We start from the raw sequence: 15,494 nt of genomic DNA, 5'->3' as shown, positions 1-15,494 counted from the left end.
CAAATTTGCGGGATTTTTTATGCGGCCAAATTAGCCTTTTAGTTTTGCAAGAAGTTCATCTTTGCTGATATTGACTGATTCAGCATCGCGACGACCTTTATATTCAAAAGTGCCTGCTTCAAGACCTTTTTCACCAATCACAATACGATGTGGAATACCCATTAACTCAAGGTCAGAGAATTTTACACCTGGGCGTTCATTACGATCATCCAGTAACACATCAAAACCTTGTGCTTGTAATTCAGCATAGAGTGCTTCAGCAGCTTCTAAAGTGCGTGGAGATTTATGTGCATTCATTGGCACAATCGCAACTTCAAATGGTGCAATCGCAGACGGCCAAAGGATGCCTTTTTCATCGTAGTTCTGTTCAATGGCAGATGCGACAACACGCGTTACACCAATACCATAACAACCCATGGTGACGGTTAATGGTTTACCATCTTCACCCAGAACTTTACAGCCTAAGGCTTCAGAGTATTTTTGACCTAACTGGAAGATGTGACCCACTTCAATACCACGTTTGATTTGTAGAACACCTTTACCATCTGGAGATGGATCGCCGTCAACGACATTACGAAGGTCATAGACTTCACTGATTTGAGCATCACGTTCCCAGTTTACGCCAGTTGCATGGTGATCAACTTGGTTTGCGCCTGCAACAAAGTCAGATAAGACAGATGCAGCACGGTCAACAATAACCGTTAATCCTTTTTCAACTAAGCCTTGTGGGCCTGTGAAACCAGCAGTTAAACCATATTGCTGTAATTGAGCTTCAGTGGCAAAAGTCAGTGGAGCTGCAATTTGTGGATGCTTTTCAGCTTTAATTTCATTGAGTTCATGATCGCCACGAAGGAATAAAGCAACGACAGGAACATTACCATCTTCTCGTGCAATACCTTGAACCAAAAGTGCTTTCACAGAGTCTTTAGGATCAGATTTTAAGAATGCGCAAACATCAGCAATGGTTTTTGTATTTGGTGTTTCGACAACTTGAAGTTCTTGAGCGGGTGCTTGACGTTCGCCAACCAATACGGCTTCCGCTTTTTCGACATTGGCTGCGTAATCTGATTCAGTAGAGAATACGATATCGTCTTCACCGCTGTCTGCAAGTACATGGAATTCATGTGAACCTGAACCACCGATTGAACCTGTGTCGGCTTGTACTGGGCGGAAATTCAAACCTAGGCGTGTGAAGATACGGCAATAAGTGTCGTACATCACATCATAAGTTTCTTGAAGAGAGGCTTGATCCACATGGAATGAATACGCATCTTTCATAATAAATTCACGTGAACGCATGACTCCGAAACGTGGGCGAATTTCATCACGGAATTTGGTTTGAATTTGATAGAAGTTGATTGGTAGTTGCTTATAACTTTTGAGTTCATTACGCGCTAGATCAGTAATCACTTCTTCATGCGTTGGGCCTAGTACAAATGGATTGTCATGACGATCTTTAAAACGTAAAAGCTCTGGGCCATATTGCACATAACGACCAGATTCTTCCCATAGGCTTGCGGGTTGAGTCACAGGCATAAACACTTCTAAAGAACCAGAGCGATTCATTTCTTCACGAACAATCGCTTCAACCTTATTTAGCACACGTTTACCCATGGGCAACCAAGTGTATAAACCTGATGCCAATTTACGAATCATGCCTGCTCGAAGCATAAGCTGGTGCGAAATAACTTCCGCATCGTTTGGGGTTTCTCTTAACGTTGCAAATAAAAAGCGACTCGCGCGCATGGAGGTTGTCCTAGTACTTTAAAAGTTGAAAAAAATTATACGATAAAAACAGTTCAAAAAATTGAAGCATTTTAGCTGCAAAATTATGACATGGATTGTGCTGAATTATTCCATTAATTTGAGACGGGAAATGATTCGATCATATTTTAACTGTGTTTCTCGATAATCATTTTGGAGATTTAAGATAGATGCTTTACTGCGGTCGATACTATTCTGATTTTCTTTAAGTCGTACTTTTAATGTTGCTGGGACGGATTTGCCTTGTCGGATATATTCTTGTTCCTCCCGTCCTAAGCTGAGTTGATCTTGATAGATGTCTTTGGCTTGATATTGCTGATAGTTGATTTGAGCTTTGATAGTTTGTAGGGCTTCTTGCTTTTTTAGTTCAGCGGTTTTGCTTGATGTATATGCTTGTTTCAGTCTTTGATCCGCTTCTTTTTGTTTTGATTGAACGATGTTGTATTGGGCATTGTATTGAGATTTTTTAGCATTAAATGCTGGAACGTGTCGAAGGATTTGCATTCGACGATCCAAGACATCATATCCGCGACGAATATGGTTTTGGGAAATAGAAGAACTAATTGTTGCAACACCATTGGTATCATAATAGCGGTACCAGACGGGGGAAGGGCTTTCTGCATACAATAATGAAGGTGGGATATAGGATATTAATATACAAGCGATTATTTTTATCAATTTTTGTTGCTTAAAATTCATGTGATCCCCAAAAAATGAAAAAAATAATCTGATTTTTATGAATTCAGCTTATATTATCTGCTAAGCGTTTTGCTCGACTCAAGACTAATTTAAGTTTTTCATGAGAAAAAAGTGGACTAATCGATTAAAAGTTAATACTTTGTTGTCTGTGTCACTAAAAATGAGCAAAGTGGCAGAAATGCTTCGTTGAAAAAGCACTTAAATAGATGTTTAATATCTGTAAATAACTGTCAAAATCCATCTACATAACGCTGAATTTCATTGTTTCAAGGGGAAGGAATCATTAAATGCAAGAAGATAACCCAAAAAATTTAAAAGTTATGGTAATTGATGATTCAAAAACCATTCGCCGTACTGCTGAAACACTTTTACAACGTGAAGGATATGAAGTTGTGACTGCAGTAGATGGATTTGAAGCGCTTTCAAAAATTGCTGAAACAAATCCAGATATTGTATTCGTTGATATTATGATGCCTCGTCTAGATGGTTATCAGACCTGTGCTTTAATCAAAAATTCACAACAATATCAAAATATTCCAATTATCATGTTGTCCAGTAAAGATAGCCTGTTCGATCAGGCAAAAGGTCGTATTGTTGGTTCAGATCAGTATCTGACCAAACCTTTTAGTAAAGATGAATTGATTGACGCAATTCGTACACATGTTGCATAAGTGTTTTGGGAAATTTAAAGAATGGCACGTATTTTAATTGTAGATGACTCTCCTACAGAAACATTTCGCTTCAAAGAAATTCTGACCAAGCATGGTTATGAAGTATTAGATGCAAGCAATGGTGCAGATGGTGTTACCTTGGCCGAAGCAGAACTACCAGACCTTATTCTTATGGATGTGGTGATGCCAGGCGTAAATGGTTTTCAGGCAACACGACAAATTACTCGTGCAGAAAAAACGAAACACATTCCAATTATTATTGTGAGTACCAAAGATCAGGCAACTGACCGCGTTTGGGGTAAACGTCAAGGTGCACGCGATTATTTAACAAAACCTGTTGAAGAAGAAGCATTAATTGATGTGATAAAACAATATCTTTCTTAATGCGAGATAAACTATGGCAGCAAATGGTTTTATCGAATTACTTCGTTTAGCGAAAAGGGGAAATAAAAATGCCTCGAATGATAATGAAGTAAATCGATGGTCAGGAATTGCGTTTGAAATGTTGGGGCAGTTTTTTGTTGCCCCATTAGGTGAAGTATCTGAAGTCATTTATTATCCACATTATACAGCCATCCCAAATAGCCAGTTATGGCTAAAGGGATTGGCGAATATTCGTGGTCGACTGCTTTCGATTACTGATTTGCCTGAGTATCTATCGGGTGAGCCAAGTCACAATCCAAGCCAACAAAAAGTATTATGTATTAGTCATCAAGATCAATATCTAGGCTTGGCTGTAGATCGGGTGCTTGGTATTCAACATTTCAATAAAAGAAGTTTTTTTTCAAGTAACCGATCTTTAGACCAACGACTACAAAAATACTGCCAAGGCTATTTTAGTCAACACCAACAAGATTGGAATATTTTCTTATTCAGCCGAATGCTGAAAGATAATGAATATATGAATGCCGCGATAAAGTAATGAATGATTACATCGCCTAATTATTGCGATTCTGGGGAGAAGCTGGATGGGCTTTTTTGATAAGTTTAAAGGTGCAACAACAGACCAAATAGATTCAAACGCAGAAGGGTTTGTTGGTAAATTAAGAAATACACTTGATGCAACTTCGGAAACCTTTGGTGACCGTGAGCGTGCAAAACCATTTATTCAAATGGGCTTGGTATGTGCGGCTGTTTCATTCGTGCTTTTATTAGTTTTGGCATATAGTGTACCGCGTAATAAAACCTTGACTGAAAGTTTAGGTAACTTACGTCTGTTATCACAGATGATTTCCCGTCAAGCAACAGAAGCCACAGCATCGGGTTCAGATGAATCAATTAAGAAATTAAAAAGTTTACAACAAGAATTTGATGCAAATTTAGCAAGTTTAAAAACTGTACATAGTAGTGTAGATAACTTAAAGAAAGTTGATGCACAGTGGAAAGAAACTTCAAAGAACATTGATACGATTGTTCAAAATGAAAAAATTCTGAACCAACTATACGATACAAATGTTGCAATCAGTCAGGTCGTTCCTGGTATGCAGGCAGAGTACAATGCTGTAGTTGATCAGATGGTACATAGCAATATGCCAAGTAGTCAGGTAATTATTGCTAAAAACCAAGTGTTGATCGCAGAACGTATTTTACGTTCGATTGATGCCATTCTATCGGTTTCTGATACTGCGAAAGAATCAGCAGATGACTTTAAAACTGATTCTGATACCTTCGGTAAGTACTTGAATGCTCAACTAGATGGTAATCCAGTACTCGGTGTTGCACGTGTTAATGATGAAGATTTAAGAGATCAGCTCACTGAAATTCAAACTGAATATAATCAAGTTATTAAAACGGGCGCAGCAACATTATTTAATAACTCTGCTAAGGTTGCGGCTGTACAAAAATCAACAGCACAAATCTTTAACCAGTCTGGTGACTTGCTTGCAGCTTTAAATAAATTATCAAGCTCAGCTTCAGCAACAATTTATTTTGCATTCCTGTTAATTATCAGTTTTGTGGGCTTCTTGTACTGTGCATATCGTCTGTTAAGCCTTCGTGGTCAGGCCGATAAAGTACGTATGGAAAGCTTGCAAGAAGAATATGACCGTAACCAGAACGCGATTCTACGTTTACTGGATGAAATTGCCGATTTGGCAGATGGTGACTTACGTAGTTACGCAACGGTATCTGAAGACTTCACGGGTGCGATTGCCGACTCCATTAACTTTGCGATTGACCAATTACGTGACTTGGTATCTCGAATCAATGATACTTCTCAAGAGGTAGCACGTTATTCACAAGGTACGCAGCATATTACTAACCAGTTAGCGGAAGCTGCTGAACATCAGGCACAAGAAATTGCTGGTGCATCTGCTGCAATGAACGAAATGGCACTGTCAATTGACCAGGTATCTGCCAACGCAACAGAATCAGCAGAGGTTGCGCAACGTTCGGTTGTTATCGCTGGAAATGGTGCGGATGTTGTAAACCGTTCAATCGAAGGTATGGATAACATTCGTGAACAGATTCAAGAAACTTCAAAACGTATTAAACGGTTGGGTGAGTCTTCACAAGAGATTGGTAACATCGTCTCTCTGATTACGGATATTGCTGACCAAACGAACATCTTGGCATTGAATGCAGCAATTCAGGCATCTATGGCAGGGGAAGCAGGTCGTGGTTTTGCCGTGGTTGCCGATGAAGTCCAGCGTCTTGCGGAACGTTCTGCTTCAGCAACAAAACAGATTGAAAACCTGGTAAAAACGATTCAGGCCGATACCAACGAAGCTGTTATTTCGATGGAACATACTACTGCCGAAGTTGTACGTGGTGCAAACTTGGCGAAGGATGCGGGTGTTGCGTTGGATGAGATTCAAAACGTATCTAAAGCATTGGCACAGTTGATTGATAACATTTCCAATGCTGCTCAGTTACAGTCTGCATCTGCGAGTCATATTGCGAATACGATGAACGTTGTACAAGACATTACATCACAAACAACGACATCAACCTTCGATACAGCGCGATCAGTTTCTGAGTTGGCGAATATGGCGGAGTCACTACGTGAATCTGTAACAGACTTTAAGTTGCCAGAATAACTTTTGTCTGTTGAAAGGGCTTCTTATTTAAGGATGAGAAGCTCTTTAGGAAATCGCAGTGGTTAGGTTTTGTTAGCCTAGCTTGCGCTCAACAATATCAAGCTAAACAGAAGAAGTTTGAGCGATGAAAGAAATACTAAAAAATTTGGTAACAACGGTCTCGTTGCCTGAGGATGGCTATTTAGAACAAGATGCTGAGATTTTAGATATCTTTGTTGAAGAGCTTCAGGATATTTTGGCTGAATTTGAGCATCTATTTCCTTTATGGCTAACAGATGCGAATAATGAACAATATTTAAAAGACATTCGTCGTCATTTCCATACTTTAAAAGGATCTGGACGAATGGTTGGGGCGTATCAGTCGGGTGAATTGGCTTGGACAGCTGAAGATTTGCTAAATAGGGTTATGGCAAATACAGTTGAACTCACGGCTCAAATGCAGCAATTTACTTTGGCGTGTTTTCGAGTTTTCCAATATAAACTTTATCCATTATTGCAAGCTCAGCAAGCACTTACGTTGGACTTGCGTCCGTTAGTCTTATTGGGTCAGTTGTTGCAACAGCAGCAACCGCTTGATGCTGCTTTGCAAGATCTTTTAACTGCGACAGCGAATTTAAATAGCGAGTCAGATGTTACTGGACTTGAGTTTATTGATATTGAACAACCAGCATTCCTAGATGCTGCAATTGAATTAGCAGAACCTGCTATAGAGCCAATTGTTGAAGAAGTAGTTGAACAATCAGAAATGACAACAGCGAAAGATACTGTTGTCTTATCTGAAACGTTATCGATTTATTTAGAAGAGGCTTTGGAGCATCTAGATACAATCAATCAGTATCTAAAATTTCTTGAACCAACAGCAAAACAGACAGAAGGATTAATTCGTGCGTTACATACCTTAAAAGGTAGTTCAGGTATGGCGCATATTGAACCGATTTTCCATGCTAGTGCCAATGTTGAACATGCCTTAAAAGCGCATTTGCAAAAAGAAAAATCTTTGTCGGATGCTGAAACAGATCTACTTTTAAGCTTCTCTCAGTTTATTACTTCTTATTTAGAAGACCTTAAGCAAGATACAACAGAGCAGGGTTTACATGCTGTAGAAGTCTTTGACCAAATCTGGTATGACTACGAAGAAACTCAGCAACATAGCAAAGAGGCATTAACGATTAGTGGTCTAATCAATGACATTATGGCATTGAATATTGATCATTTATTGGATGCTGAGCATGACTTTGAAAAAGCTATACAAAATGATGCTACAACGTATTTAGCAGCTTTAATTCAAGAGTCTACTGTTTTAAGTGAGCATACTGAAAAATTCTCGACTCTAGGGCTTCATCAGCTCGCTGATAAATTAAAAGCTTGTTATGAAACTGTTCTGGGTAAAGCATGGTTGTTAGATTCTGACTATACATTTGAGCTGTTTGATTATGCTCATCAAGAACTCATCCATTATTTTGACTTATTAGCGACAGGGCAAACAGTTTATTTATCTAGTCAAACTGAGCATGTACTCAATGATCTACTTGACTGGTTGCAACAATCACAAGAGTCAGAACAACCAGCTGTTGCTGAAACAGGTTTTGATGTTACTCGTTATGTACAACATCTGGCACTCGATCAACAAGCCTTGGCTCAAGGTGAACTCGTCGTACTTGATGATCAGGAATTGGTTGATGTCTTTCTTGATGAAGCTGATGACCTGTTAGGACAAATTGACCATGCATTTAATGTGTATCAACAGGAACCTGAACACATTAAGGCATTGAATCATTTAATGCGATATTTGCATACCCTAAAAGGTGGTGCAAATATGATTCAGGCCAAAAATATTGGCTTGATTGCACATGAATTAGAAACGATTTTTGAGCGCTTGATTAATCAGCAATTACGGACATCACCGAAACTGGTGACTGTATTGCGTTTGGTGCTTGATACTATGGCTGATCGTATTGATATTATACGAGAGTCTCAAAGCGATTTTGCTGCGACAGCAACATTACAAACTTTAGATGAACTATTACGTAGCGATGTAACAGTTCCTGAAACAAATACTGAAGTCAATGTCCCTGTTGATCTCGTCACTGCTGAAATGGTTGAACCAGCAGTCACAGCACCAATGACGAGTATGAGTGATCCAATTAGTCGCGTCGCTCAGCGTATATTCAGTGATCATCTTGCAGTAGACAGTGATGAAGCAACTATATTGCCTGATGCTGATCTTAATGGAATCTTCTTGGAAGAGGCGGAAGACCTTCTAGTTCAGTTGGATCATGATTTCAATGCGTATTTGCATGAAAATCATAAGCCTGAATATTTGAATGTCTTGATGCGTCATTTGCATACCTTAAAAGGTGGTGCAAATATGATTCAGGCAACTCAGATTGGTTTAATTGCCCATGAGTTGGAGACTGTTTATGAAAAACTTATTCATAAACAATTGCAACCAACTGAGTATTTACTTGCCGTATTACGCTTAGCACAAGACCAAATTGCAGAACGCGTTGAAATTATTCAACAGAAAGGTATCGACTACCCTGCAATAACAACTTTACAAGTGTTACATGAGCTTGTCCTAGGTGAATCTCAATCTGTTCAAATTGAGCAGAACATTGAACCAACCCAAATTGAACAAGAGATAGAACCAGTTCAAGCCGTTATTGAAACTGAGGTTGTAAGTTCAGATTCTGCTGAAGTGAGTGAAATGATTCAACAAAGTTTTGTTGAAGAAACTCAAGAGCTTATTCCGCGAATCCGCCAGCTTTTACAAGCTTGGTTTGATGAACGTACTAACCGTAGTTTGTTACTTCAATTACAACGTGATACGCACACCATTAAAGGTGCTGCGCGTATGGCAAACGTTGGGCCTGTGATTGAAATAGCAACATCACTTGAGAACACATTTGAACAATTTGCATTACGCCAGTTCAGTTCAAATGTTTATGATAGTTTGCTTCTCAATGTCATGTCATGGTTAGAGCAAGCGATTCAAAGTGGACAATATGATGATTTCGTAAAATGGCAACAACAATTGTCAGCGATTGAATTTATTGATTTGTCTGCACAGTTGCCACAGCAAGTAGCAAATGATTTTGATTTTGTGAAAGCCAAGTTCTCTGCATTTGTTGAAGGGGATGGTACAGAACCACCGTCAATGTTGGGTGAGTGGGATACAGAAAATACAGCTGATCAAAGCAATGAGATGATTCGTATTTCCGCGGGTCTGGTTGAGCAAATGATCAACTTGACAGGTGAGAATGCGATTAACCGTTCGCGTATTGAAATGGGCATTAGCCAGTTCAATACCACCCTGAATGAAATGGAGTTGGCAATTCTCCGTCTTTCGGATCAGTTGCGTCGAATGGAAGGCGAGCTAGAAAGTCAGATTATCGCTAAACACGGAATTGAAAATTCGCGCTATACCGATTTTGACCCATTAGAGATGGACCAATATTCATCTTTAAACCAGTTGTCAAAATCGTTAGCCGAATCTGCATCGGATTTAATTGACTTTAAAGTCACCTTGGCAGATAAAGTTCGTGATGCTGAAGCACTGTTATTACAACAATCTCGTATTCAAGCGGAAATGCAAGATGGTTTAATGCGTGTACGTCTTGTTCCATTCTCACGTATTGTTAGCCGTTTGCAACGTTTGGTTCGTCAGACATCATCGACCTTGAATCGTGCGGTGAATTTGAATCTTACCAATCAAGATGTTGAGCTTGACCGCAGTATTTTGGAGCGATTGGTTACGCCATTAGAGCATATGATGCGTAATGCAATTGACCATGGTATTGAGTCTGCTGAAGAGCGTCGCGCTGCGCGTAAGCCAGAAGCGGGTAATATTGAAATTGAAGTGACACGTCAAGGTTCAGACATTGTTGTAGAAGTGCGAGACGATGGTCGAGGAATTGATCCGAGCAAGATCGAACATAAAGCTCGTCAGTTAGGCTTGATTAGCCCAGATCACAACTTAAGTCAGCAAGAAATTCTGCAATATATTTTCCATTCAGGGTTTACTACTGCTAAAGCGGTGACTCAGATTTCTGGTCGTGGTGTTGGTCTGGATGTCGTGCAAAGTGAAATTAAAACACTGGGTGGACACGTTTCGATTCAATCGGAGCAAGGCCGAGGAACAACATTCGTTATTCGTGTTCCAACGACAGTAGCAGTTAGTGATGCCTTGATGGTGAAAGTTGCAGATCAACAGTTTGCAATTCCGTTAACACAAATTGAGCGTATTGTCCGAATTTCACCACAAGCTTTGATTGATTACTTTGCAAGTGATGAAGAAGTTTTTGGTATTGATGGTCAAAAATACAAACTACGTTATGTTTCCGAGTTTGTCGGTCATCAACCTCAACCACGTCTAAGCAATGTGGGACATTCGTTACCTGTATTAATGATCAAAGGTCATAATAACCAAACAATTGCCTTGTTGGTCGATCAGTTAATTGGTTCTCGTGCACAGATTGTTGTAAAACCAATTGGGCAGCAATTATCAAAAATTGATGCAATTGGCGGAGCAACTATTCTTGGTGATGGTCAGGTTTGTTTGATTCTTGATGGTCATAATATTGCTCGACGTATTCAAAGTACACAACGTACAGAAGCATTGACTGAACAACGCCGCGAAGCAGTGAAACCTGTACGTGCTCGCCAATTAGTCATGATTGTCGATGACTCGGTGACAGTACGTAAAGTAACTTCTCGCTTGCTGGAACGTCATGGTTATGATGTTGTTACTGCGAAAGATGGTGTGGATGCGATTGAACAAATCGAACATATTAAACCAGATGTGATGTTGCTCGATATTGAAATGCCTCGTATGGATGGTTTTGAAGTGACCAATACATTGCGTCACCATGCCGTATACCGTGATTTGCCAATTATCATGATTACATCACGTACAGGTGAGAAACACCGTGAACGTGCATTTAGCTTGGGCGTAACACACTATATGGGTAAACCGTTCCAAGAAGCAGATTTGCTACAACATATTGAGCAAGTTTTGGCAGAAGCTTAAGAGGGATAGCAAATGAATACTGAACGCGTACATGCAATTGATCAGCAAGAGCTGCAACACTTAATTTCGGTATCTACAGGTTTCATCGATGCGTACATTATTGAGTGTTACAACCAAGTGCCGATGCTGATTCCTCAGAATATTGTTTTGTCTGCCCAAAACAGTGATACACAAGTCAAGACACTTTCTTGGCATGATGTTAATTTGCCGGTTTATGCAATTAATAATCCAAATACCAAAGAGGGTATTGCATTGGTGATCGAGGGTGATGAAATCACTCAACGGTTTGTACTGTTATGTAGTGAAATGCCACAGGGCGTACGCTTACGTATCTCTGAGGTTATTGACGATGAACGCCCTGTTGATGATGCCAAAGTGTTTCAATATGTGGTAACAGAAGGGAAGCAGTATCAGATTCCAAATTTGGTAGAAATTCAGCGCCAAATTGGTATCGCGGTTTAAGTTTCATTAAGTTCAACAAAAAAGCCTTCGTTAAGAAGGCTTTTTTTTATGTTCAGATTTTTAGGCAAGAAGTTGCACTAAAATTTCTTCATAGATGCGTGCTAGAGGTTCAAGTTCATCGACATTGACATGCTCATTCACCTGATGAATCGTGGCATTCAAAACACCTAGTTCAAGAACCTGTGCACCTGTAGGGGCAATGAAACGACCATCTGATGTACCGCCGCTGGTTGAAAGTTCTGTTTCAATTCCACAGACGTCCCGAATAGCATGTTGAGTGGCTTTAACCAGTTCGCCAACAGGCGTAAGGAATGGTAGGCCTGAGAGTGTCCATTGAATATCAAAGGTTAAACCATGCTTATTGAGGATTTCAATTACACGCGCCTGTAACTGTTCAGCAGTGACTTCAGTGCAATAGCGGAAATTGAAGGTCACAGTCAATGTGCCAGGAATTACATTGGTTGCACCAGTACCCGCATGAATATTAGAAATCTGGAATGAAGTGGCAGGGAAGTATTCATTACCATTATCCCAAACAGTCGTGCATAGCTCATTGATGGCAGCAGAAGCTTGGTGAATTGGATTATTGGCAAGGTGAGGGTAGGCAACATGACCTTGTTTACCTTGAATGGTGAGCACGGCATTCAGTGAGCCACGACGACCATTTTTAACGATGTCTCCAAGGCGATGCGTACTTGATGGCTCACCCACCAGACACCATTTGAGTTTTTCTTGGCGTGCTTCTAAAGTTTCAATGACTTTCACCGTACCATTAATTGCAGGGCCTTCTTCATCAGAGGTAATCAAATAGGCAATTGAACCTTTATGGTCAGGATGTTTGCTGACAAAGCGTTCAGTTGCGACCACCATCGCAGCCAAAGCTGTTTTCATGTCTGCACTACCGCGTCCGTAAAGTTTTCCATCTTTAATTTCAGGTTGAAATGGCTGGGTTTTCCAGTCATCCAAATTTCCTGTAGGTACAACATCAGTATGTCCTGCAAAACAGAATACTGGTTCTGTTGTGCCACGACGTGCCCAAAGATTGTCAACATCTCCAAAACGCATTGGCTCAATATTGAAACCAACCTTTTCAAGCCGTTCAGCCATAATGGTTTGGCAATTATGATCAACAGGGGTAACAGAGGGTTGACGTAAGAGTTGTAAACTAAGATCGAGAGTTTCGGAGGTAGACATAAGCAGCACGAAAGTAACAGGCTAAAAATTTGTTGATTATGATAGGGGAAACGCGTAAATAAAAAAACCTTATCGCAAAGATAAGGTTTTGTTGAAATGATTTGAAGACTAAATTGATTACATTTTATCTTGGGTTTTTGTTGCGGTATCTGATACAGCGTGACCTGCTGTTGATACATCCTGACCCATGCCGCGTATGGTATTACAACCAGTAAGAACAACAGCTAATGCAATAGAAACAAATAGAATTTTTTTCATTAAGAATCTCCAGTACGTCATTTTTTTGTTACTGTGCAATTAAGAATAACCAAGCTTCATAAAAAAAAGTATTGATGTTTATTGTTTAAAATGTAACCAAATTGTAGCATTTGTATACTGAATCAATTAGTGCTGGTTGGCGGTACATATAGGATAGATTTTGGCGAGTATCATAATATAGGCCATTACACCACCACTGTGCAGGAGATGATGTAGGTTGTCGGTCAGGGCAAATCCATTCATGCCGCGAAAGGCGATAGATCTGCTGTTGAGGAATAAAACTTCCCCATAATCCTAAGCGTCGGGCAGGATTGATCCATGTGGGTGCTGTTACAGACTGAATTGTTTTTACAGGAAGAAATAATTGACCTTTTAGAACGGCAAATTTTTTTTGAATGTTTGTTTCAAGGACGTGTTCAAATTGGAACTGACGTTGAGTAAAGTGATTTAATTTCTTTAGAAAAGTATCATCACGGTTTAAGCCATACCAGTGTGGCAAGCGATAATCACACTCAGCTAAATAGTACTTTAATGCAACTTCCCAGTGTTCAACTTGCTGAGTCTGATGGTTAAACACTACAAAATCTAACTCACCCAAAGTTCTTGCGCCATCAATTTGTTGCAGGCTATGACCTAAGAGCTCATAAGGATGATAGCGCTGCTGGGGATTATCTTGTAACCAGAACCAGAGCAGCATTTCAAAACGTAAACCGAGCCGTGTACTTTTAAGTTGTGCGAGGAATTGTAATAATGGATCAGGATTTTGGTCTAATTCTTCTAAGCGAGTTTGGTATTGTGTGTAATATTTTTGCCAGAGTGCTGATGAATGGAACTCAAATGTATGTTGAATTTGCAGCTCTGAAGGTAAATGCTGAATCAGGTTTGGACTGGCAATAGCAAAAGCCAGTTGCCTGACGCAGGGGTGAACAAAATTGAGCCATGGTTCAAAGTAATGTGCTTGTTGTAAAGATGCTGTGTATTCAAGCATTAAAAATTACACCAGTGGCAAATGAAAACTTTATACTACCATTGTTCATGGAGGCGGGTAGTTGAATGAAAACATTGTTTTGGCGCTTTTTGGTGATTATTTTTGTCATATTGGCAATGATCGGTGCCATTTTACCAGGAATGCCCACAACGATTTTTTTGATTCTAGCTGCGTGGGCTGCATCAAAAGGCTGGCCGCAAATGGATGCATGGCTACTTAATCACCCCAAATATGGCCCAACTCTACGAAACTGGCGTGAATTTGGGACTGTGCCACGTAAGGCGAAATATTGGGCATCGGGGATGATGTTACTGAGTGGTATTATCATGTTATTTACCAGAGCACCGCTGTTGGTTAAAGTATTTACGGATGTCACTATGCTGATCGTGGCGATTTGGTTGTGGCAAAGACCCGAACCCACCGAAAATTCTCTGAGAAAATAATGATACTGCCTACTGCATTACACGATGCCGATATTTTAATTGATCTCGCAGCACAAATTTTGGTTTTGCCTAAACATAAAAAGAAATACCAAATTTCATCTGGTTTAAATGGTATTGGCGAAGCCGAAAACAGTGGTAAAACCCCTCGTGGTTGGCATCAAATTGCTGAAAAAATTGGACATAATTTACCGATTAATAGCGTTTTTATTGCACGTCAAGCAACGGGCGAGATTTTTTCAACCGAATATGCACAGCAGTTTCCTCAGCGTGACTGGATTTTATCTCGAATTTTATGGCTTAAAGGTTTAGAAGCTGGATTTAATCTGGGTGAGGGCTGTGATACGTATCGCCGTTATATCTATATTCATGGAACTCCTGATGATCAGCCTATGGGTGTTGCGGTATCACATGGCTGTATTCGGATGCGAAATCAGGATGTCGTGGAGGTGTTTGATCTGCTGGATGAGGGAGCTCTGGTGTATTTATCAGAACATCAACTTGATCAACAAATTTATGATTCCCTTAAAATTTAACAATATAGATGCATAGAATTTATTCGAATTTGCCTGATTTTACGAAAAATAACTTATTTTTTAATCATTCAGATACAAAAAGTGCGAAATGCATCGAAAAGCGTTTGACACTAGATGAAGATTCTCTATAATGCACCTCACAAACGATAAAGACGTTAAGGGCGCTTAGCTCAGTTGGTAGAGCGTCTGCCTTACAAGCAGAATGTCGGCGGTTCGATCCCGTCAGCGCCCACCAAGCCTTTACGTTAAGATCTCAGTGCAGCGGTAGTTCAGTTGGTTAGAATACCGGCCTGTCACGCCGGGGGTCGCGGGTTCGAGCCCCGTCCGCTGCGCCACTTCAGATCTTAATTATTGTTTGTACCCAAATGCGATATGCGTAAGTGCAGCGGTAGTTCAGTTGGTTAGAATACCGGCC

The 15,494-nt window shown here is 40.0% G+C and carries 13 protein-coding genes and 2 tRNA genes; 10 read left to right on the top strand and 5 right to left on the bottom strand.

The genetic code is table 11. The features are described 5' to 3' along the window. Positions 1-30: 30 nt before the first annotated feature. Both C1A47_RS13965 and C1A47_RS13960 read right to left on the bottom strand, forming a co-directional pair. Positions 31-1,746, bottom strand: a complete 1,716-nt coding sequence (locus C1A47_RS13965) for a proline--tRNA ligase (protein ID WP_111895634.1) — start codon at positions 1,744-1,746, stop codon at positions 31-33. Between the two features lie 105 nt (positions 1,747-1,851). Beyond that, positions 1,852-2,463, bottom strand: coding sequence for a hypothetical protein (locus tag C1A47_RS13960; protein ID WP_111895633.1), 612 nt, complete (start codon positions 2,461-2,463; stop codon positions 1,852-1,854). A gap of 287 nt (positions 2,464-2,750) precedes the next feature. On the opposite strand from C1A47_RS13960, the gene pilG reads away from it, so the two are divergent. From pilG to C1A47_RS13930, 6 genes are all read left to right on the top strand, one after another. Beyond that, positions 2,751-3,134: a twitching motility response regulator PilG gene (gene pilG / locus C1A47_RS13955; RefSeq protein WP_004901860.1), complete on the top strand. Its 384-nt coding sequence runs from the start codon at positions 2,751-2,753 to the stop codon at positions 3,132-3,134. A gap of 21 nt (positions 3,135-3,155) precedes the next feature. Continuing rightward, positions 3,156-3,518 carry a response regulator gene (locus tag C1A47_RS13950; RefSeq protein ID WP_111895632.1) on the top strand — a complete coding sequence of 121 codons (363 nt, stop codon included), beginning with the start codon at positions 3,156-3,158 and terminating at the stop codon, positions 3,516-3,518. Positions 3,519-3,531: 13 nt separating this feature from the next. Then, positions 3,532-4,056: a chemotaxis protein CheW gene (locus C1A47_RS13945; RefSeq protein WP_111895631.1), complete on the top strand. Its 525-nt coding sequence runs from the start codon at positions 3,532-3,534 to the stop codon at positions 4,054-4,056. 46 nt (positions 4,057-4,102) lie between these two features. Continuing rightward, positions 4,103-6,172: a methyl-accepting chemotaxis protein gene (locus tag C1A47_RS13940; protein ID WP_111895630.1), complete on the top strand. Its 2,070-nt coding sequence runs from the start codon at positions 4,103-4,105 to the stop codon at positions 6,170-6,172. 124 nt (positions 6,173-6,296) lie between these two features. Continuing rightward, entirely contained in the window at positions 6,297-11,201 is a 4,905-nt protein-coding gene (locus C1A47_RS13935) for an Hpt domain-containing protein (protein ID WP_111895629.1), read from the top strand. Positions 11,202-11,213: 12 nt separating this feature from the next. After that, entirely contained in the window at positions 11,214-11,663 is a 450-nt protein-coding gene (locus C1A47_RS13930) for a hypothetical protein (RefSeq protein ID WP_111895628.1), read from the top strand. A gap of 60 nt (positions 11,664-11,723) precedes the next feature. On the opposite strand, the gene dapE is transcribed toward C1A47_RS13930, so the two are convergent. The 3 genes from dapE to C1A47_RS13915 all read right to left on the bottom strand — a co-directional run bounded on the left by dapE (position 11,724) and on the right by C1A47_RS13915 (position 14,103). Continuing rightward, entirely contained in the window at positions 11,724-12,857 is a 1,134-nt protein-coding gene (gene dapE / locus C1A47_RS13925) for a succinyl-diaminopimelate desuccinylase (RefSeq protein WP_111895627.1), read from the bottom strand. Positions 12,858-12,974: 117 nt separating this feature from the next. Beyond that, positions 12,975-13,115, bottom strand: coding sequence for an entericidin A/B family lipoprotein (locus tag C1A47_RS13920; protein ID WP_111895626.1), 141 nt, complete (start codon positions 13,113-13,115; stop codon positions 12,975-12,977). Positions 13,116-13,200: 85 nt separating this feature from the next. Then, positions 13,201-14,103 (bottom strand): DUF1853 family protein, encoded by a 903-nt coding sequence (locus C1A47_RS13915; RefSeq protein WP_111895625.1) that lies wholly within the window; start codon positions 14,101-14,103, stop codon positions 13,201-13,203. Between the two features lie 65 nt (positions 14,104-14,168). On the opposite strand from C1A47_RS13915, the gene C1A47_RS13910 reads away from it, so the two are divergent. From C1A47_RS13910 to C1A47_RS13895, 4 genes are all read left to right on the top strand, one after another. Beyond that, positions 14,169-14,546: a YbaN family protein gene (locus C1A47_RS13910; RefSeq protein ID WP_111895624.1), complete on the top strand. Its 378-nt coding sequence runs from the start codon at positions 14,169-14,171 to the stop codon at positions 14,544-14,546. Further along, positions 14,546-15,079 (top strand): cell wall-recycling L,D-carboxypeptidase ElsL, encoded by a 534-nt coding sequence (gene elsL, locus C1A47_RS13905; protein ID WP_111895623.1) that lies wholly within the window; start codon positions 14,546-14,548, stop codon positions 15,077-15,079. Before C1A47_RS13910 ends, elsL begins: the two co-directional genes overlap by 1 nt. A 159-nt stretch (positions 15,080-15,238) precedes the next feature. Further along, positions 15,239-15,314, top strand: a tRNA-Val gene (locus C1A47_RS13900). Positions 15,315-15,337: 23 nt separating this feature from the next. Further along, a tRNA-Asp gene (locus tag C1A47_RS13895) sits at positions 15,338-15,414 on the top strand. Positions 15,415-15,494: the final 80 nt, after the last annotated feature.

The organism is Acinetobacter sp. MB5 (assembly GCF_003261585.1).
Taxonomy (GTDB): domain Bacteria; phylum Pseudomonadota; class Gammaproteobacteria; order Pseudomonadales; family Moraxellaceae; genus Acinetobacter.
This window is presented reverse-complemented; position numbering and strand designations above follow the sequence as displayed.

What these genes read in the sequence shown, in the direction of transcription:
- C1A47_RS13965 (WP_111895634.1), bottom strand. Translation starts at nt 1,746, where the DNA reads ATGCGCGCGAGTCGCTTTTTATTTGCAACGTTAAGAGAAACCCCAAAC.
- C1A47_RS13960 (WP_111895633.1), bottom strand. Translation starts at nt 2,463, where the DNA reads ATGAATTTTAAGCAACAAAAATTGATAAAAATAATCGCTTGTATATTA.
- pilG (WP_004901860.1), top strand. Translation starts at nt 2,751, where the DNA reads ATGCAAGAAGATAACCCAAAAAATTTAAAAGTTATGGTAATTGATGAT.
- C1A47_RS13950 (WP_111895632.1), top strand. Translation starts at nt 3,156, where the DNA reads ATGGCACGTATTTTAATTGTAGATGACTCTCCTACAGAAACATTTCGC.
- C1A47_RS13945 (WP_111895631.1), top strand. Translation starts at nt 3,532, where the DNA reads ATGGCAGCAAATGGTTTTATCGAATTACTTCGTTTAGCGAAAAGGGGA.
- C1A47_RS13940 (WP_111895630.1), top strand. Translation starts at nt 4,103, where the DNA reads ATGGGCTTTTTTGATAAGTTTAAAGGTGCAACAACAGACCAAATAGAT.
- C1A47_RS13935 (WP_111895629.1), top strand. Translation starts at nt 6,297, where the DNA reads ATGAAAGAAATACTAAAAAATTTGGTAACAACGGTCTCGTTGCCTGAG.
- C1A47_RS13930 (WP_111895628.1), top strand. Translation starts at nt 11,214, where the DNA reads ATGAATACTGAACGCGTACATGCAATTGATCAGCAAGAGCTGCAACAC.
- dapE (WP_111895627.1), bottom strand. Translation starts at nt 12,857, where the DNA reads ATGTCTACCTCCGAAACTCTCGATCTTAGTTTACAACTCTTACGTCAA.
- C1A47_RS13920 (WP_111895626.1), bottom strand. Translation starts at nt 13,115, where the DNA reads ATGAAAAAAATTCTATTTGTTTCTATTGCATTAGCTGTTGTTCTTACT.
- C1A47_RS13915 (WP_111895625.1), bottom strand. Translation starts at nt 14,103, where the DNA reads ATGCTTGAATACACAGCATCTTTACAACAAGCACATTACTTTGAACCA.
- C1A47_RS13910 (WP_111895624.1), top strand. Translation starts at nt 14,169, where the DNA reads ATGAAAACATTGTTTTGGCGCTTTTTGGTGATTATTTTTGTCATATTG.
- elsL (WP_111895623.1), top strand. Translation starts at nt 14,546, where the DNA reads ATGATACTGCCTACTGCATTACACGATGCCGATATTTTAATTGATCTC.